Here is a 17,534-nt window from a genome sequence, read left to right as displayed (position 1 = left end):
GGAGAGGGATTGTTATGTTGCCTGAAGTCACCCGAATTCTGTACGCCTCTGATATTCAGCAAGGCGCTCGTCCGGCATTTCGTACCGCCGTCAGTTTGTGTGGGCGTTACCATTCCCACATTACCTTCCTTCATGTGGTGGAACCGGTGCGTGGTAATGCCGAGCGCTTGGTGAAGTCGATGATGCATGAAGATGCCTCACTGCAGGCATTACACGACGACAGTCTGGGGAAAATCCGTCAGCAGGTACGGGATCGGGTCGAGCGTTTTTGCCGCGAGGAGTTGGAAGCGGAGACCATGCTGGAACAGGGGCAGCTGGATGTGCGTATTGAGGAAGGAACGCCCTGGAAAACGATTCTGGCAGTGGCTGATGAAATGGACGCAAGTGTCATTGTTATGGGGGTTCGTCACCAGAAAAGTTTGCTGGGGAATACGTCCAGTAAGGTAATGCACAACAGCAAACGTCCGGTACTGGTTGTGCCGCTGTAGGGCGAACTGATGACGGCATTTATAGCGGACGCTACCGCCCATCCGGTTGAGGTGGGGTATACCCCCAGCGATGAATCGCGGCTACGGGCAGCGTGTCGGGTCTTGAGCGGGCAGCAACGTCGGCTACTGCCAGACAGTGTGGCGGAAGTGCGTCGACCGGTGCGGGTTGAGCGGCTGGGGGAGCATGTTCAGATTGCCCTTGAACAGGTCAGTATGGCCTGTCACTGGCACGTCCCCTCGGGCGTTGTGCAGCTGTTGGTCAGCCATGCGGGTAATCATCAGTTGTCTTGCTCTGGCAAGTCGTACCAATTACAAGCCGGTGACATTCTGGTGGTGTCAGAGGGGTCTCGTATTCAGCTGGCACCAGACGGCGACGGCTTTGTCAGTATTTTGATGCTACCCGTGGCGGAGTTAAAACAGGCGGCAATGGGGATGGGGTGGTTATGGAGTGGCCGCCACAAGGATATTCCCGTTTGTCGGTCACCAGAGCTTGAGCGCCTGGTTCGGGATATGGCGAAGCCGCAGTACAGCCCCGGATATTTCCACGAGCATATTCATTATTATCAGCTGCGGGTGTGTTATGCCCTGGTGCTGCAACTCTGGCAGGAGCCGGGTCATTGTTTTATCGCTAACACGCCTATCGGAGATCGTGTGGTACATCAATTGCGCCAGCGCGTACTGGAAACGATTCTTGATGAACCGGAGGTCTCTGAGCTGGCGGCGTACTGCCAGGTCAGTGTCCGGACTCTGTATAACCGTCTAAAGGCGACACTGGGTTGTACCCTCGGTGAATTTATTCGCCAGCTCAAGATTGAATGCGTATTCCAGGATTTGAATGCCAATCCCCGTATCGTGCGTAATGTCACGGAGGTAGCCATGAAATACGGCTTCTCCAACCCCGGCCGCTTTGCCCATTATTATCGTCAGCACATTGGCGAACTGCCTTCGGAAACCCTGCGGCGGAATTCTGCGGCAGCGGCTAACAGCCAGACATCAGCTCTCCGGAGCTGAGTCTTCCGCCATACCTCATACAAGGATCCGACATACAAAGATCCTATGCTATTTTTTTACCGTACAGCAGGCTCTCTTTGATAGGCCATTGATTGATAGACCATTGATTGATAGGGCAGAGTTGTGAAAATAACAAGACTCCAACAGACTCTGGCATTGTCGCCACAAACGTCCTGTCGCTGGCATCCAGTGACGTCAAAAGCGTCAGATTCATCACCTCTAACCAGGCATCTTGCAAAGCGTTACACTGGAGGGGACATCTGGAGAAAACTATGAACCTGTACAGCCTGACGGAAGACCTTGCCAATCAACTTGTGCTGCGCCACTGGCGGCTGGCGACTGCGGAGTCCTGTACCGGGGGTGGGGTTGCGGCTGCTTGTACCGACTTGCCAGGTTCATCTGCCTGGTTTGACTGCGGGTTTGTGACGTATTCGAACGAAGCCAAAATGCAGCTGCTGGGGGTGTCGAAAGAAACGCTGGTGGTGGATGGTGCAGTCAGTGAAGCGACGGTGCGGGAAATGGTCGCCGGTGCGGTGAGTCATAGCCGTGCCGATGTTGCGGTGTCTATCAGCGGCATCGCCGGGCCGGGTGGTTCGGTTCCGGGCAAGCCTGTGGGCACTGTCTGGTTTGCCTGGGGTAACCATCGGCGTATTAGTGCCGAGTGTTGCCATTTTGACGGTGACCGTGCAGCCGTACGCCAGCAAGCGGTTATACATGCCATCAGGGGCTTGACCCGTTGGCTGGAGCAAGCATAAAAACTGTGAATACATCCAGTAAAAAATAATTTGCTGGCTTGGCGCTGTCCGGAAATTGTGTTTAACTACTGGTCAAATTTACAGTAAAACTTTCCGGATCAGCCAGTGGATTTCATACGCTGGCGATGAGAGGACATTCAATGGACGCGAACAAACAAAAAGCCCTTGACGCTGCTCTGAGTCAGATCGAACGCCAGTTTGGCAAAGGCGCCATCATGAAGATGGGCGAGCAGCCTCGTGAAGCAATTCCGGCTGTTTCTACCGGCTCGCTCGGACTCGATATTGCACTTGGTATTGGTGGTCTGCCCATGGGCCGTATTGTTGAAATCTATGGCCCGGAAAGCTCAGGTAAAACCACCCTCTGTTTGTCGACCATGGCCCAGGCACAAAAGCAGGGCAAGACGGTTGCTATCATTGATGCCGAGCATGCCCTGGATCCCTTGTACGCTGAAAAGCTGGGTATTGATCTGGACAGTTTGCTGGTATCCCAGCCTGATACCGGCGAACAGGCGCTGGAAATTTGTGACAGCCTGGTACGTTCTGGTGCTGTCGATGTCATCGTGATTGACTCCGTGGCAGCATTGACACCGAAGGCTGAAATTGAAGGTGAGATGGGTGACAGCCACGTGGGTCTGCAGGCGCGTTTGATGTCTCAGGCGTTACGTAAAATCACCGGCAATGTCAAAAATGCCAACTGTCTGGTGATTTTTATTAACCAGATTCGCATGAAGATCGGCGTGATGTTTGGTAGCCCGGAAACCACGACCGGTGGTAATGCGCTGAAATTCTATTCGTCCGTTCGCCTCGATATTCGCCGTATCGGTTCGGTCAAGCAAGGTGACGAGGCCATCGGTAACGAGACCCGAGTCAAAGTCGTCAAGAACAAGGTTGCGCCACCGTTCAGACAGGCCGAATTCCAGATCATGTACGGCTCTGGCATCTACCACATGGGCGAGATTATTGATCTGGGTGTGAAGTGTGAGCTGGTGCAGAAAGCCGGTGCCTGGTACAGCTATCAGAACAACAAGATTGGTCAGGGTAAAGCCAATGCGGCGGCCTATCTGGAAGAGCATCCAGAAATCGCCGAAGAAATTGAAGCCGGCATTCGTGCCCAGCTGATCGTTGTTCCCAACCTGAATCAAAGTGCTGGCAACGACAATGTCGAAGAAGTCGAAGCTGACTGATTTATTACCTGCCATCAGCCTGGCTGAACTGCGACCGCAGCTGCGCCAGGCTGGTATCGATTTATTGTCCCGCCGCGAGCACAGCCGCGACGAATTGCACAGCAAGCTGACCCGTCGTTTTTATGACCGTATTGACAGCGATGAGCGGGTGCGCTTCGAATTATTACTGAATGATATTCTTGATGACTTTACCCAGAGTGGCTGGCAAAGCGACGAACGCTTTACCGGGTCTTTTTTGCGCACCCGATTTCAACGAGGGCAGGGGCCATTACGCATTCAGCAGGAGCTACGCCAGAGACGCGTAGCAGACGTCATCGTGCGCACGGCATTTGAAGGCTGTGAGCTGGACTGGTTTGAATTGGCCCGAGCCGGAGCGGCTAAAAAACTTGGAGTGAGTGGCGAACTTGCCAGAGTTCGCCTTGCGGATCAGAAAGAAAAGGCGCGAGTTTACCGTTTTCTGAGCTATCGCGGATTTAACACCGATCAGATTCAATACGCACTGGATGCCTGTTGTGAAGACAGCGAGGATCAGGGCGAATAATGCTCAGCGTCAATAAACCGGTGTCAGGAAAACGCGCAACCTGCTTTAAGACCGACCTTTTTCAGAATCATCGCCAAGGGGCAGAAACCGGTAAATGCTGCCTGCAGCATATTGACGCCGACAAATGCGGTAAACCACAGCCAGTACACACTGTGCAGCTGCGACAGCGCCAGACTCAATAAAATAAAGCATCCGGCAAACGCAAACACCATACGATCAACATTCATGGCAACAACCTCAAGTCTGTGGGTGTAGTACGAACTTGCCTGTCCATAATAAGCGCTTTCGGTCATTGGCAAGTCATTCAAATATTCCTTTATGGTTATATTGTTTGAGTGTCAGGTCAAGTGTTTTCTACCGGGTTTTATACCCTGGTGATGGTTTGGAGTGTGTGCGGGACTCGGACAAAGCGGAGCAACCCGCTATACTGCCGCTTTTGATGCAACCAACCTTCGGAATTACGCCCTCGTATGAAAAGCGCAGATATTCGCCAGGCATTCCTCGATTTCTTTGCCTCCAAGGGGCACGAGGTGGTGCCATCCAGTCCTTTAATTCCTGCCAATGACCCGACCTTGTTGTTTACCAACGCCGGTATGGTGCAGTTCAAGGACGTATTTCTCGGAAAAGACCAGCGCAGTTACACCAGAGCCACCTCATCGCAACGCTGTGTCCGTGCGGGTGGCAAGCATAATGATCTGGAAAACGTGGGTTATACCGCCCGTCACCACACCTTCTTTGAAATGCTGGGTAACTTCAGTTTTGGTGACTATTTCAAGGAAGACGCCATCAAGTTTGCCTGGGAGCTGCTGACGTCAAAAGAATGGTTGAACCTGCCAGTCGAGAAACTGATGGTCACCGTTTATGCCGATGACGATGAAGCCTTTGATATCTGGCACCGACAAGTCGGTATTCCGGCTGAGAAAATTGTCCGCATCGGAGACAATAAAGGCAGCCGTTTTGCGTCGGATAACTTTTGGCAGATGGGTGACACTGGGCCATGTGGCCCTTGCACCGAAATTTTCTACGATCATGGTGAGCACATCTGGGGTGGGCCTCCAGGGTCACCTGAAGAAGACGGCGACCGCTTTATCGAGATCTGGAACAACGTCTTTATGCAGTTCGACCGCCAGCCTGATGGTGAGATGGTGCCACTGCCGAAGCCATCGGTTGATACCGGTATGGGCCTTGAGCGTATCTCCGCCATCATGCAGGGGGTTCACAGTAATTACGAAATTGATCTGTTCCAGGCATTGTTGGCCGCCGCCGCGAATGCCACCGGTTGCCAGGATACCGAGAACAAGTCACTGCGTGTGATTGCCGACCATATCCGTTCTACCAGCTTCCTGATTATCGACGGAGTTTTGCCCTCTAACGAAGGCCGCGGTTACGTCCTGCGCCGCATTATTCGCCGCGCTGTGCGTCATGGTCATATGCTGGGTGCAGCGGTTGGCTTTTTCCATACGCTGGTTCCTGCGCTGGTTGAGCAAATGGGTGAGGCCTATCCAGAGTTGTCGGAGCTGTCGGAGCATGTACAAAAAGTACTGCGTCTGGAAGAAGAGCAATTTGCCAAGACACTGGACAAGGGAATGGCGATTCTTAATGCAACGATTGAAACACTCGAGAGCGATACCATTCCGGGTGAAACGGCATTCAAGTTATACGACACCTACGGCTTCCCGCTGGATTTGACCGCTGACGTTGCCCGTGAACGCGACCTCAAGGTCGACGAAGCCGGGTTTGACGTAGAAATGAACAAACAGCGCGAAAAAGCCCGTGCTGCTGGCAACTTTGGTGCTCACTATGGCGCGGGTCTGGCCATTGACGGTGAAACTGCCTTCCGTGGTTACGACGCACTGGAAAATACCGGTACGGTGAAAGCCCTGTTCAAGAACGGTGAAGCCGTAGTCGAACTGCTTGCCGGTGATGAAGCCACGCTGGTACTGGACGAAACCGCATTTTATGCCGAAAGCGGTGGTCAGGCTGGAGATACCGGCTTTCTGACCGCAAAGGGTGTGGTTTTTCAGGTAAAAGACACCACCAAAGAAGGTAAAAATCACCTGCATCAAGGTGTACTGGTGGAAGGCCGTGTGGTCGCGGGCGATATACTGACGGCAACGGTCGATGCCGAAAAACGCCAGGCAACAGCTTTGCATCACTCCGCTACACATTTGCTGCATGCTGCGTTACGTACAGTATTGGGGTCACACGTGGCGCAGAAAGGCTCGTTGGTTACCTATGACAAATTGCGCTTCGACTTTTCCCACCTCGAAGCGATCAAGCCAGAAGAGCTGCTGCAAATCGAAACTCTGGTTAACCGTCAGATCCGTGCCAATACACCGGTAACGACACGTTTGATGGATATCGACGCTGCTCGTGAAACCGGTGCCATGGCGCTGTTTGGCGAAAAGTACGATGACGAGGTGCGTGTATTGTCGATGGGCATCAATGATTTTTCTGTTGAGCTGTGTGGTGGTATTCACGCCGCGCGTACCGGCGATATCGGATTGTTGAAAATCAGCTCCGAGAGCGGTATCGCCGCAGGTATCCGTCGTATAGAAGCGGTTGTTGGCCAGGCAGCACTGGACTTTGTTGGCCAGCAGGAACAGGCGCTGAAGGGAATTGCTGCGGTATTAAAAGGCTCTACCGACAACGTTGGTGAGAAAGTTGACCAATTACTGAGTCGCAACAAGACCCTGGAAAAAGAGCTGGAGGCGTTGAAATCCAAGCTGGCCAGCAATGCCGGTTCAGATCTTGCTGGTCAGGCTAAAGACATAAAGGGCATCAAGGTTCTGGCCGCTCGTCTGGATGGTGCAGATGTCAATGCTCTGCGTACTATCATGGATCAGCTGAAAAACAAGCTGGGCAGTGCGTTGATCATGCTGGCCGCTGAAAACGACGGCAAGGTCACCCTGCTTGCCGGTGTGACCAAAGACCTGATCAAGTCTGCCAAAGCCGGGGATGCGGTCAAGGCCTGTGCGGAATATGTCGACGGTCGCGGGGGTGGCAAGCCTGAAATGGCGCAGGCGGGTGGGCAGAAGCCAGAAGGGATTGCCGATGCGCTTGCGGCGTTTGAGCGCTGGGCTGAATCGGTAGCCTGATTTTCTGGGAATCGATTACTGCAAAGAATGATAAAACGGGCTTTAATGCCCGTTTTATCATTCTGGGCTGTGTCGGGATGGCCATCGTCACTCGTTTTATATCCACTGTTTGTGTATGGGTACTTGAGTAGATCAGTCAGTCCTGAAATCAGTAACGTTTTCCATACACTCTGTATCTTTCTTGTTTATGACAATTGTTGTTTAATTGGCGCCCTTTTTAGTTTAGTCAACCCCGGTTGTTACATCATGGCGCTATACGTACAGAAATATGGAGGCACGTCGGTCGGTACAGTCGAGCGGATCGAAATGGTCGCCGACAAGGTAAAGTCCTTCCACGATGCCGGTCATCAGGTTGTGGTGGCGGTGTCTGCCATGAGTGGCGAAACCAACCGCCTGATTGGCCTGGCCAACTCTATTTCTGATAATCCATCACCTCGAGAGATGGATGTACTGGTCTCAACCGGGGAGCAGGTAACCATAGCCCTGCTCGCCATGGCGCTTGAAGAGCGCGGTGTCAGTGCACGTTCCTACACTGGCTGGCAGGTGGGTATTAAAACCGACAGCTCATTCATGAAAGCCCGGATTGAAGATATTGATACCACATCCATGCGCAACCAGCTTGATGCGGGTGGGATCGTGATTGTGGCCGGTTTTCAGGGGATTGACGACGACAACAACATTACCACGCTGGGTCGTGGCGGTTCCGACACCACCGGGGTTGCTCTGGCTGCAGCGCTGGGAGCGGATGAATGCCAGATCTACACCGATGTTGATGGCGTTTATACAACCGACCCTCGTGTCGTACCGGCAGCGCGTCGAATGGAGCAGGTGACCTTCGAGGAAATGCTCGAAATGGCCAGTCTTGGTTCAAAGGTATTGCAAATTCGATCGGTCGAATTTGCAGGTAAATACAAGGTTCCGCTGCGTGTGCTTTCCTCCTTTAAGGAAGGTAACGGCACACTGATTACAATGGAGGAGAATGGCTCCGTGGAAAATCCCGTTATTTCAGGCATTGCATTTAATCGTGACGAAGCAAAAGTAACTGTAAAGGGGGTACCTGATATTCCCGGTGTTGCTTCCCGCATACTGGTGCCGATCAGCGATGCCAATATTGAAGTCGATATGATTGTTCAAAACGTATCGGATGATGGTACAACGGATTTTACATTCACGGTTCATCGCAATGATTACAGTAAGGCGATGGCGATTCTTAAAGAAACGGCCAAAGAATTGAAAGCCCGCCATGTGATTGGTACCGATGATATCTGCAAGGTATCCATGGTGGGTGTCGGAATGCGCTCTCATGCGGGTGTTGCCAGCAAAATGTTCAAAACACTGGCCGATGAGAATATTAACATTCTTGTCATTACAACATCGGAGATCAAAATCTCGGTTGTGATTGCAGAAAAGTATTTGGAGTTGGCTGTTCGTTCGCTGCACACCGCGTTCGGACTGGATGCCGAAGAAGAAACCCAGGTTAGCACCTGAGCTTGTTCTGCTCCTGTCTGTTTAGGGAACCTTCCTTCATGGAAGGTGCCCTAATAACCAAACGTTCTCAACATCCCAGGTTTTTTCTGATCATAATGGAATATATGGTCAATACTGTTAGATGAAGAGAATGGGCTCAGCGCCACAGCACCCTAGACCAATAAACAGGATTTTCAGGAGTAACCCTATGCTTATTTTGACCCGTCGCGTAGGCGAGACGTTAATGGTAGGTGACGAAGTGACCGTCACTGTCCTTGGAGTAAAAGGAAACCAGGTACGTATTGGTGTGAATGCACCCAAAGAAGTCGCAGTTCATCGCGAAGAGATTTATCAGCGCATTCAGCGTGAAAAAGATGGTGATGAATCGGCCGGTAACTACTAAGGCCTCAATTTAATAGCATTTTTTTCTTTAAGTTTCTAAATAACGTGGTATCATGCGCGCCGTGATCTGGAGAGATGGCCGAGTGGCTGAAGGCGCACCCCTGCTAAGGGTGTATAGGTTTATACCCTATCGAGGGTTCGAATCCCTCTCTCTCCGCCACGTTTTCTGCTTCTGCAGAGCGTTTATATACAGTTGACTATTAAAGTTTCCTTAATATAATACGCGCCCCACGATGTGCGCTCGTAGCTCAGCTGGATAGAGTACCTGGCTACGAACCAGGCGGTCGGAGGTTCGAATCCTCCCGAGCGCACCATTCTACTGAATGAATCCAATCGTGTTTTGCTTTTCTGATGTGCGCTCGTAGCTCAGCTGGATAGAGTACCTGGCTACGAACCAGGTGGTCGGAGGTTCGAATCCTCCCGAGCGCACCATTTCAGAAATGTCTTTTCGAAGCATTCGCTTCGGCAATTAAAAAATTCTGTAAGTATTACCGTCCAAGCGCCGGAGATTCGTGCCTCATCCGGTTCGATTCGAGCGCAGCGAGAAAACGTCGGAGCTTGCGACGACGGCCTGCAAGGCATTCGTCATCCTCCCGAGCGCACCATTTCAGCAATGTCTTTTCGACGCATTCGCTTCAAAATATTTCCCAATATCCGAATTTTTTATTTTCAATGCCTGAGTCAACCCAGTCTTGCTGTTGTTGCACCCATTCCAGCAATTGCTCAAAACTGTCTGGAGAAAAGCAGGCGATGCCGTGTTGCTTCAGCAGGGTAGCTGTGATGCCGCTATAGGCGGTCAGTTGTTTGCTGAAACTACCGTCATAGGTGCTGTCTGGCCCACAGGACGGCGACCGTGCTGCCAGCAGTGCCGCTTTGGCGTTGTGGGTCTGGGCGTATATCAGTGTGTGCCTGGCACCGGCGAGGAAAAATTCGGTAACATCGTCACCGGTTTGTGTCAGTACCCGACGCTGGCCTGCCAATACCTCGGCACCATTGCCGCCGGCGATTTCAGCCGCAGGTCTGGGTACTGGCAAACCGCCAGCGACTTCCGGGCATACCGGGATCAGCCAGCCTTGCTGATGCCATTGCTCAAGAACAGTCTGCTGGTGCGCCAGCTTTGCAGCGTTATCGGCACCGTCATAGCGGACGCGTTGACCCAGCAGGCAGGCCGATACCAGAATTTTCATGGGATTGCTCGTTTTGCCACCACGTGAATATAGCGGCCCAGCAAGCGGTAGGGGTCTTGCAGGCCAAACTCCAGGTCTGCTTGGTTAACCGAAGGTTGACCAATACGTTCACGAATTTTCTGATGCATATGATCATGAATGCAGCGAATACCGCGCCAGCGTAATATTTCAAAGCCGTTTGCTCTCAGCTCATCCATAATTTTTATGGGGTCGAGAGGGTGTTGAGGAGCATTACCTTCCCGGCGCAGACGATCGTTAGAACCTTCTGGCGCATGGGTTCGGCCATTCATCAGTTGGCGCCATTGATGGCCGTGGAGGTTGTAGAACATCAGTGACAACCAGCCGTCTTCCTTAACAAAATGGCAAATCGTTTCCAGGGCGTCGTAAGGCTGCTCCAGCCACTCAAGCACTGCATGGTTCACTACCACATCAAACTGGCCGGGAAATACAGCGGCAGCGGTTTGCAGGGGGCAGCAGGCACTTTTGAGTGGCAGGTTTGCTGTGGCAAAGCTGTGCTGCGCTAAGGACAGCATGGCTGCTGAAATATCGCAAAGATGAATGTTGGCACCTTGCCGGGCCAGTTCCAGCGCAAATTGCCCTTGTCCGCCGCCAAGATCCAGAACCTCGCATTGCTGCAGGGGAATATCCAGATCGGCAAAATCCTGTCGCAGGGCGGCCAGACGCAGCTGGCCTTTGGGAGTATCGTAAATCGTCTTGCTAAATCGGGCGGCGATATCGTCGAAATTACGGTCGGGAATCTGGTTGCCGCTATCAATCGGGCGTTGTGTGCTCATTACTGTATCGTATGCCATGGTTTGGGCGAGTCTAGCGCTATGTCGCAAAGGATGACATCTCTGCAGTGGCAATTGATATGGGTTGGTGACGGTTACAAATCGGTGTTGGCGGGGTTCGGTGTGATTGTTAAGTGGGGAGACCGGGTTTTTTCGACGTGAGCCGCTTCGCCTTCTACACTGAATGGGTCAAATTCAGGATTGCGATTGTATGAATGATTCAGCAGCGGAACAAACGGGTGCTGCTGCCCTTGTGGCGGCGGTAGAAAATCCCTGGCAATGCCAGTCATCAGGTATTTGCCGGTTTCAAACCGAGCTGGTTACTCTGCGTCAGCAAGCCGTGACAGACCCTCTGACGGGTTTGTACAACCTCCGTTATTTGTTGAAAGCGTTGGCAACAGAAATTGAGCGTACGGAACGTACCGGTTTGTCGACATCATTGATGATGCTGGATCTGGATTTCTTCAAACGGGTTAATGACTGCTGGGGTCATGAGGTGGGTAACCGAGTGCTGCAAAGTACCTCTCATGTGATTTTGGAGACAACGCGCCGACTGGATATTTCGTGCCGGTATGGCGGCGAGGAGTTTGCCATTGTATTACCGGGGTCATCGCTTTTGGCGGCGCGCGCGGTGGCAGAAAGATTACGGGTAAATATTGCGGCGCAGGCACTGAATATCGATGGCCAGTACCTGACAGTGAGTGCCAGCATTGGAGTCACGGCGATGGCGGCAGGCGCATTACAGACTCCCGGAAAGTTGATTGAAAAAGCCGATATCCAGCTTTACCGGGCCAAACAAGCCGGCCGTAACCGGGTCTGCTATGAGGTGGATACGGCGGTAACCAGTCATGTCACTCAAGACGAAAAAGACTTAATGAGATCGTTGTTTGACGGTGGTTAGCGCTTTGCCTTTACCTGTTTTGCCAGCCAGCGATCAAGGCTGTTGGCAAATGATTGCTTGTCGCGCTGATCAAAAGCGGCTGGTCCGCCGCTTTGGATGCCACTTGAACGCAGGGTTTCCATAAAGTCCCGCATATTCAGACGTTGGCGAATGGTTTCCCGGTTGTATGGCTCGCCGCGTGGATTGATAGCATCGACGCCGAGATCAAGAATTTCGGCGGCAAGGGGGATATCCTGGGTGATCAGCAGGTCACCGGGGCGGGCGCTTTGGACAATTGAGTTATCCGCAACATCAAACCCCGCCGCCACGATACGACTGTGAATCCATTCGGACTTGGGCAGTGGCAAGGCATGGTTGGCGACAAACCAGATATGGACTTGCGTCCGTACGGCGGCTTTGCACAGAATCTCGCGAATGGCTTTAGGTGCTGCGTCAGCGTCAACCCAGATACAGGCCGGTTGTTCATTGGTGTTCAATAGATAAGTATCCAGTCTCTACAGTAAAATCTGGCAAGCGTTTCTTGTGCTCGCGTGCCTGTCCATTAAATATCGTCCACTGTTTGCGCCAGTGACAGGTTCAGCCACAATAGCTGAGACTTGTTTTCCTGGGTTGCCAACGCCCGTGTCAGAAAATTGTTACCCGGATTCATCAGACTGAAGCCAAACCGGCTTTGAAAAGCAATCGGGTAATCGCGATTGCCTGCCGTTCCCTGAGCACTGGCGATCGGAAATTGGCTGATGGATCCAGCCAAGGCCTTATAAACGCAAGTACTCGCACCCGGTGAGCGTGCCAGGTCAATCAGCCAGCCATTCCAATCCTGATTACTGTGAACGCCAAAGGCAACACAATGATCAACCCCCTGTTGGGCATCAGGACATACTCCCCAGGCAATATCCAGCTCGTCCAGTCGCGATTCCCACAAGCGATTGCTGGCAGATAACACGACAAACAAGGGGAGTTCGCTGTCCATGGCAGGACGCAGCGCTGCTTCAAATTCAGGTAGCGGCATCAAGCTGGCAGAGAAATCGTCGAGACAACCCGCCTTGTTGGCCACCAATACGATGCCAGGTGCAGACATACAGTGACGTCCCTGATTCAAGTGGCTAAACCCTACTACAGAGAGGGTAAGCGGTAAATGTATAACCACCTCTGCCTGGTTTGTAGCTTTTCTCAGCGAGTAAATCGGCTGGGAGGTCTGAGGTGGCAATCAGGTATGTGACATGAATGGGATAAGTAGATGGGGGAGCTGTCCGTCATCAGGAGGGTGTTAATGAGTGAGAGCAAGCGCTGGAATCCATGAGGCTGTCTGGAGCGCTTGGTAATCTTTGCTGTTCTGAAGAGTGATTATTTGTATTCGGTAGAAGCCGGGAGAGCTGGCCCCATGACTGGATTTGACACCAGCAGAACATCTGCAACAGGGCTGCTGCTTGTTGTGATTCAAATATAACTGACTGATTTTAATAATATAGTGGTGGGCCTTCCCAGACTTGAACTGGGGACCTGCCGATTATGAGTCGGATGCTCTAACCAACTGAGCTAAAGGCCCTTCTGCTTCTGGCTGAACGGCCAGAATGATTACTGCGAAAACAGGGCGCTGATTATAGAGGCGTGCCGCTGACTATGCAAAGACCCACTATAAAAAAACCGGCGCGTGGCCGGTTTTTCTGGGTGACGATTGTCGTTATAGGACTATTCGTCGATAAAGCTGCGCAGATGATCAGAGCGGCTGGGGTGGCGCAGTTTGCGCAGTGCCTTGGCTTCGATTTGTCGAATACGCTCGCGGGTGACATCGAACTGTTTGCCGACTTCTTCCAGAGTGTGGTCGGTGTTCATGTCGATACCGAAGCGCATTCGCAGTACCTTGGCTTCACGAGCCGTCAGGCCGGACAGAACGGAGCGGGTTGCTTCGGTCAGGCCGTCGTTGGTGGCTGTGTCCATCGGTGATTCGGAGTGCGCATCCTCGATAAAATCTCCCAGGTGCGAATCTTCATCGTCGCCAATCGGCGTTTCCATGGAGATGGGCTCTTTGGCGATTTTCAGTACCTTGCGGATCTTGTCTTCCGGCATTTCCATGCGTTCAGCCAATTCTTCCGGCGTTGGTTCCCGTCCCATTTCCTGCAGCATCTGGCGGCTGATACGGTTCAGCTTGTTGATGGTTTCAATCATGTGCACCGGAATACGGATGGTGCGTGCCTGGTCGGCGATCGAACGGGTAATGGCCTGACGAATCCACCAGGTTGCATAGGTAGAAAACTTGTAACCACGACGGTATTCGAACTTGTCGACGGCTTTCATCAGGCCGATGTTGCCTTCCTGGATCAGATCAAGGAATTGCAGGCCACGGTTGGTGTATTTCTTGGCAATCGAGATAACCAGACGCAGGTTAGCTTCGACCATTTCTTTTTTGGCGCGACGGGCACGAGCTTCACCGATGGAGACACGACGGTTGACTTCCTTGATTTCAGGAATGCTCAGACCAACTCGGGATTCGACGGCATGTATTTTACGCTGGGCGCGGAAAATATCGAGTTTGTAGGTGTCGAGTTTTTTCGAGTAGGGCTTGTTGGAGGCGATCAGGCCTTCAATCCAGTCATTGTCGACTTCGTTGCCCTGGAAGAACTTGATGAAGTCCTTGCGATCCATACCGCACTTGCGCGTCATCATCATCATGATTTGACGTTCCTGGGTACGGATGGCGTTTAGTGCTTCGCGGGCATTGGTCACCAGGTTTTCGAAGTGTTTGGGCGACAGCTTGATCGGTGCAAACACGGAAGCCAACGCTAACAGTGCCGCTTCGGATTCCTTGCTGGCGCGACCATGTTTTTCAATCGAGGCGAGCACGGCTTCGTGGGCGTCGTAGATTTCTTCAAAGCGACGGTTGACCTCGGTCAGGTCGATACCGGATTCCGCTTCGGAATCGTCGTCATCGTCTGTTGTCGCTGCGTCGTCTGTTTCTTCAACAACGGCATCAGGGCCGCTTTGCGGGCCTGGTTCCGGGTCTTCATCGGATGGGTCGATAAAGCCATTAAAGATATCGCCAATGCGGTTCGGATCCTGATCGGCATCTGCAAATGCCTTGAGGATGGTCTGCACTGCACCTGGGTAGTAAGACAGCGCCGACATCACTTCACGGATGCCTTCTTCGATACGCTTGGCGATCACAATCTCGCCTTCGCGGGTCAGCAGCTCAACGGTGCCCATTTCACGCATATACATACGGACAGGGTCTGTGGTGCGGCCAACGTCGCTTTCGACCGATGCCAGTGCTGCCGCAGCTTCTTCGGCAGCGGCATCATCGGCGGCATCGTTCATGAACAGGGTTTCACCATCGGGAGCCACTTCCGATACCGGAATACCGATGTCGTTAATCATACGGATGATGTCTTCAACCTGATCAGGGTTGGCAATGTCATCTGGCAGATGGTCGTTCACCTGAGCATAGGTGAGGTAGCCTTGCTCTTTACCTTTGGCAATGAGTTCTTTCAATCGGGACTGTTGGGTATTCGCTGACATAGGGGCCCTGTGATCCGTTGGTATCAGGCGTGGCAAGAAAAGCGCCGAAGTATATCTTTTTGACCGGTTTTAGGCCAGAGCCAACGGGATGGGTTCCATCCGGGCTGTGAATAAAATATACAACAATGACTCGGTTGGTTGAGTCGGGGCATTTCTGGAACGGCTTATCCATATGGGGATGAATGGTTGTTTTTTCAAGCAGCATAGACCTGGTCTAGCGCTGATGTGGATTATTCAGGTAAATCTCACCACGCCCGGCTGTGAGTTCGCGGCGTTGGCGTTGGTAGGTTTTGAGCTGTTGTATCTCGTCGGAACTCATTTGTCGGCGGCTCTCTTTGCTGTGGTAGCGGGCCAGGAGTGACTGGTATTCACTCTCTGTCTGGCGGGTTGAGAGGCGTTTGATGGCATTGCTGACTTCGGCGATAACGGGTTTGACTGGCGTTTCATTGTGGTTGGCAATACGCGTCAGTTCGGCATGGAAGGGCGTACCAATCCACTGGATCAGCAAGCCTATGCTGCTGGATTGTGGTGACTGGTGCAGCTTCTTTACGACTTCCAATAAAAGTCGCTCCCGGTCGGTGAAGGGTTCAAATTCGACAGTATCAAGCTGACTGGCGAGAACCGGGTTGCGTACCAGAGCAGATAGGGCGCGCTCGACTACGGGTATCAGACGCTGGCTATTTTTGTTGTCACTGTTGCCGCTGCGGTTGTCGAGGTTGTCACTGTCGAGTTCGGTCAGCCAGCTGGGGGTGTTGTCTGGCGCATAATAGTCAGCTTCAGGGAGCGGTTCAGTGGCTGGCTGCTGGGGATGGATCTGGTTGGCACCGCTTGTATCGGCGGCGTTGATTTTGTCCATTGCCCGGCTGTGAACACCCAGTTGTTTTTCCAGTTCCGCAATCATCAGATCGCGCAGTGTGCCGCGCGGGATTTTGCTGATCAGCGGGGCCGCCAGCTGATCCAGTCGTGCCTTGCCATCGAGGCTGTCGAAATCGACCTGTTGCTTGAGGTAATCAAACAGGAATTCCGGCAGGTGCCGGGATTGATTCAGGCGTTTTTCAAAGGCTTCCTTGCCTTCCTTGCGTACCAGGGTGTCTGGATCTTCGCCATCAGGTAAAAACAGGAAGCGTGCTTGCAGACCATCTTCGAGGATGGGTAGTACGGTTTCCATGGCTCTGGCAGCTGCGGTTCGACCGGCCTGATCGCCATCGAAGCAAAAAATCAGTTCAGGTACCAGTTTGAACAAGCGGCGCAGATGGTGTTCGCTGGTGGCTGTGCCCAGGGTCGCAACCGCATAGTGAATACCGTATTCGGCCAGTGCCACTACATCCATATAGCCTTCTACGATCATGATGCGGTTCAGCTTCTGGCGAATCTTGCGCGCTTCATACAGGCCGTAAAGTTCCTTGTTTTTCTGGAATACCGGAGTTTCCGGTGAGTTCAGGTATTTGGGTTTGTCGTCGCCCAGTACCCGACCACCAAAGGCAATGATCCGGCCACGAATATCCCGTATCGGAAACATGATGCGATCGCGAAAGCGGTCATAGTGACGGCCATCGTCTTTTTCGATCAGCATGCCAGAGGTAACCAGTTGTTTGACATCAGCAGGTGTGGTACCGAGGCTGCCGATCAGGTTGTCCCAGCCGGGTGGTGCGTAGCCGATGGCAAAAAATTTTGCCGCCTTGCCCGACAGCCCCCGGCCTTTAAGGTAGTCGACCGCCCGCTGGCGTTGGTCATGCTGGCGCAGTTGGCGGGTAAAAAAATCGGCGGCAAGGGACAGTTGTCGATAGAGTGGTTGCTGCTCTTGCTGCTGACGTTCCATATCCTGGCTTTGCTGGTCGCGAGGGACATCCAGTCCGACACTGCTGGCCAGTTTTTCAACGGCATCAGGAAAGCTCAGGCCGTCAAATTCCATCACGAACTTTAATGCCGTACCGGATGCGCCGCAGCCAAAGCAATAGTAGAACTGCTTTTCACGGCTGACGGTGAAGGATGGCGTGTTTTCGTTGTGAAACGGGCAGCAAGCAGAGTAGTTTTTCCCTGCCTTCTTGAGTTTGACGCGGCTGTCCACCACATCGACAACGTCGGTGCGTGAGAGCAGTTCATCAATAAATGCCTGTGGAATTCGGCCCGCCATCGATTTTTCAGCCCGTAGATAACTACACCTGCGGTATAGAGTAAATGAAGGTAGCAGAAAAT

At 52.6% G+C, this 17,534-nt stretch carries 16 protein-coding genes and 4 tRNA genes; 12 read left to right on the top strand and 8 right to left on the bottom strand.

What is annotated here, in order from left to right:
- Positions 1-14 precede the first annotated feature (14 nt).
- From SOJ49_RS15260 to SOJ49_RS15240, 5 genes are all read left to right on the top strand, one after another.
- A complete protein-coding gene (locus SOJ49_RS15260) occupies positions 15-488 on the top strand; it encodes a universal stress protein (RefSeq protein ID WP_369855350.1) in 474 nt (157 codons plus the stop codon).
- A 9-nt stretch (positions 489-497) separates the two neighbouring features.
- Positions 498-1,499: a helix-turn-helix domain-containing protein gene (locus tag SOJ49_RS15255; RefSeq protein ID WP_369855349.1), complete on the top strand. Its 1,002-nt coding sequence runs from the start codon at positions 498-500 to the stop codon at positions 1,497-1,499.
- Between the two features lie 272 nt (positions 1,500-1,771).
- Positions 1,772-2,254, top strand: a complete 483-nt coding sequence (locus tag SOJ49_RS15250; RefSeq protein WP_369855348.1) for a CinA family protein — start codon at positions 1,772-1,774, stop codon at positions 2,252-2,254.
- A gap of 140 nt (positions 2,255-2,394) precedes the next feature.
- The gene (gene recA, locus SOJ49_RS15245; RefSeq protein ID WP_369855347.1) at positions 2,395-3,438 is read left to right on the top strand and encodes a recombinase RecA; all 1,044 of its coding nucleotides are present in this window, start codon (positions 2,395-2,397) and stop codon (positions 3,436-3,438) included.
- The gene (locus SOJ49_RS15240; RefSeq protein WP_369855346.1) at positions 3,413-3,979 is read left to right on the top strand and encodes a regulatory protein RecX; all 567 of its coding nucleotides are present in this window, start codon (positions 3,413-3,415) and stop codon (positions 3,977-3,979) included. Before recA ends, SOJ49_RS15240 begins: the two co-directional genes overlap by 26 nt.
- Positions 3,980-4,002: 23 nt before the next feature.
- On the opposite strand, the gene SOJ49_RS15235 is transcribed toward SOJ49_RS15240, so the two are convergent.
- Positions 4,003-4,206 carry a DUF2892 domain-containing protein gene (locus SOJ49_RS15235; protein ID WP_369855345.1) on the bottom strand — a complete coding sequence of 68 codons (204 nt, stop codon included), beginning with the start codon at positions 4,204-4,206 and terminating at the stop codon, positions 4,003-4,005.
- A gap of 243 nt (positions 4,207-4,449) precedes the next feature.
- Here SOJ49_RS15235 and alaS point away from each other — a divergent pair, with 243 nt between their 5' ends.
- The 6 genes from alaS to SOJ49_RS15205 all read left to right on the top strand — a co-directional run bounded on the left by alaS (position 4,450) and on the right by SOJ49_RS15205 (position 9,378).
- The gene (alaS, locus tag SOJ49_RS15230; protein ID WP_369855344.1) at positions 4,450-7,077 is read left to right on the top strand and encodes an alanine--tRNA ligase; all 2,628 of its coding nucleotides are present in this window, start codon (positions 4,450-4,452) and stop codon (positions 7,075-7,077) included.
- 246 nt (positions 7,078-7,323) lie between these two features.
- Complete coding sequence (locus SOJ49_RS15225) at positions 7,324-8,565, top strand: aspartate kinase (protein WP_369855343.1); 1,242 nt, start codon at positions 7,324-7,326, stop codon at positions 8,563-8,565.
- A gap of 187 nt (positions 8,566-8,752) precedes the next feature.
- Positions 8,753-8,947: a carbon storage regulator CsrA gene (gene csrA, locus SOJ49_RS15220; RefSeq protein WP_303434927.1), complete on the top strand. Its 195-nt coding sequence runs from the start codon at positions 8,753-8,755 to the stop codon at positions 8,945-8,947.
- 68 nt (positions 8,948-9,015) lie between these two features.
- Positions 9,016-9,106 (top strand) — tRNA-Ser (locus SOJ49_RS15215).
- 77 nt (positions 9,107-9,183) lie between these two features.
- Positions 9,184-9,260, top strand: a tRNA-Arg gene (locus SOJ49_RS15210).
- Positions 9,261-9,301: 41 nt separating this feature from the next.
- A tRNA-Arg gene (locus SOJ49_RS15205) sits at positions 9,302-9,378 on the top strand.
- Positions 9,379-9,581: 203 nt separating this feature from the next.
- On the opposite strand, the gene SOJ49_RS15200 is transcribed toward SOJ49_RS15205, so the two are convergent.
- Both SOJ49_RS15200 and SOJ49_RS15195 read right to left on the bottom strand, forming a co-directional pair.
- Positions 9,582-10,133 carry a DUF523 domain-containing protein gene (locus tag SOJ49_RS15200; RefSeq protein ID WP_369855342.1) on the bottom strand — a complete coding sequence of 184 codons (552 nt, stop codon included), beginning with the start codon at positions 10,131-10,133 and terminating at the stop codon, positions 9,582-9,584.
- Positions 10,130-10,927, bottom strand: coding sequence for a methyltransferase domain-containing protein (locus SOJ49_RS15195; RefSeq protein ID WP_369855341.1), 798 nt, complete (start codon positions 10,925-10,927; stop codon positions 10,130-10,132). The genes SOJ49_RS15200 and SOJ49_RS15195 overlap by 4 nt, the downstream gene beginning before the upstream one ends.
- 208 nt (positions 10,928-11,135) lie before the next feature.
- Between SOJ49_RS15195 and SOJ49_RS15190 the strand changes: the two genes are divergently transcribed.
- Positions 11,136-11,825 (top strand): GGDEF domain-containing protein, encoded by a 690-nt coding sequence (locus tag SOJ49_RS15190; protein WP_369855340.1) that lies wholly within the window; start codon positions 11,136-11,138, stop codon positions 11,823-11,825.
- On the opposite strand, the gene SOJ49_RS15185 is transcribed toward SOJ49_RS15190, so the two are convergent.
- The 5 genes from SOJ49_RS15185 to dnaG all read right to left on the bottom strand — a co-directional run bounded on the left by SOJ49_RS15185 (position 11,822) and on the right by dnaG (position 17,472).
- Entirely contained in the window at positions 11,822-12,301 is a 480-nt protein-coding gene (locus SOJ49_RS15185) for a YaiI/YqxD family protein (RefSeq protein WP_369855339.1), read from the bottom strand. The genes SOJ49_RS15190 and SOJ49_RS15185 overlap by 4 nt on opposite strands.
- Positions 12,302-12,366: 65 nt before the next feature.
- Positions 12,367-12,903 carry a hypothetical protein gene (locus SOJ49_RS15180; protein WP_369855338.1) on the bottom strand — a complete coding sequence of 179 codons (537 nt, stop codon included), beginning with the start codon at positions 12,901-12,903 and terminating at the stop codon, positions 12,367-12,369.
- A gap of 391 nt (positions 12,904-13,294) precedes the next feature.
- A tRNA-Ile gene (locus SOJ49_RS15175) sits at positions 13,295-13,371 on the bottom strand.
- A gap of 143 nt (positions 13,372-13,514) precedes the next feature.
- A complete protein-coding gene (rpoD, locus tag SOJ49_RS15170; RefSeq protein ID WP_369855337.1) occupies positions 13,515-15,338 on the bottom strand; it encodes an RNA polymerase sigma factor RpoD in 1,824 nt (607 codons plus the stop codon).
- A 214-nt stretch (positions 15,339-15,552) separates the two neighbouring features.
- Positions 15,553-17,472 (bottom strand): DNA primase, encoded by a 1,920-nt coding sequence (gene dnaG / locus SOJ49_RS15165; protein ID WP_369855336.1) that lies wholly within the window; start codon positions 17,470-17,472, stop codon positions 15,553-15,555.
- Between the last annotated feature and the right edge of the window lie 62 nt (positions 17,473-17,534).

The sequence above is a fragment of the Candidatus Thalassolituus haligoni genome, from assembly GCF_041222825.1.
Lineage (GTDB): Bacteria > Pseudomonadota > Gammaproteobacteria > Pseudomonadales > Oceanobacteraceae > Oceanobacter > Oceanobacter antarcticus.
Note: the sequence above shows the minus strand (reverse complement) of the source record. Positions and strands in the feature narration are given on the sequence as shown.

Bases quoted from the DNA above. Each gene is read 5' to 3' on its own strand.
- SOJ49_RS15260 (WP_369855350.1), top strand. From the start codon at position 15: ATGTTGCCTGAAGTCACCCGAATTCTGTACGCCTCTGATATTCAGCAA.
- SOJ49_RS15255 (WP_369855349.1), top strand. From the start codon at position 498: ATGACGGCATTTATAGCGGACGCTACCGCCCATCCGGTTGAGGTGGGG.
- SOJ49_RS15250 (WP_369855348.1), top strand. From the start codon at position 1,772: ATGAACCTGTACAGCCTGACGGAAGACCTTGCCAATCAACTTGTGCTG.
- recA (WP_369855347.1), top strand. From the start codon at position 2,395: ATGGACGCGAACAAACAAAAAGCCCTTGACGCTGCTCTGAGTCAGATC.
- SOJ49_RS15240 (WP_369855346.1), top strand. From the start codon at position 3,413: ATGTCGAAGAAGTCGAAGCTGACTGATTTATTACCTGCCATCAGCCTG.
- SOJ49_RS15235 (WP_369855345.1), bottom strand. From the start codon at position 4,206: ATGAATGTTGATCGTATGGTGTTTGCGTTTGCCGGATGCTTTATTTTA.
- alaS (WP_369855344.1), top strand. From the start codon at position 4,450: ATGAAAAGCGCAGATATTCGCCAGGCATTCCTCGATTTCTTTGCCTCC.
- SOJ49_RS15225 (WP_369855343.1), top strand. From the start codon at position 7,324: ATGGCGCTATACGTACAGAAATATGGAGGCACGTCGGTCGGTACAGTC.
- csrA (WP_303434927.1), top strand. From the start codon at position 8,753: ATGCTTATTTTGACCCGTCGCGTAGGCGAGACGTTAATGGTAGGTGAC.
- SOJ49_RS15200 (WP_369855342.1), bottom strand. From the start codon at position 10,133: ATGAAAATTCTGGTATCGGCCTGCCTGCTGGGTCAACGCGTCCGCTAT.
- SOJ49_RS15195 (WP_369855341.1), bottom strand. From the start codon at position 10,927: ATGAGCACACAACGCCCGATTGATAGCGGCAACCAGATTCCCGACCGT.
- SOJ49_RS15190 (WP_369855340.1), top strand. From the start codon at position 11,136: ATGAATGATTCAGCAGCGGAACAAACGGGTGCTGCTGCCCTTGTGGCG.
- SOJ49_RS15180 (WP_369855338.1), bottom strand. From the start codon at position 12,903: ATGTCTGCACCTGGCATCGTATTGGTGGCCAACAAGGCGGGTTGTCTC.
- rpoD (WP_369855337.1), bottom strand. From the start codon at position 15,338: ATGTCAGCGAATACCCAACAGTCCCGATTGAAAGAACTCATTGCCAAA.
- dnaG (WP_369855336.1), bottom strand. From the start codon at position 17,472: ATGGCGGGCCGAATTCCACAGGCATTTATTGATGAACTGCTCTCACGC.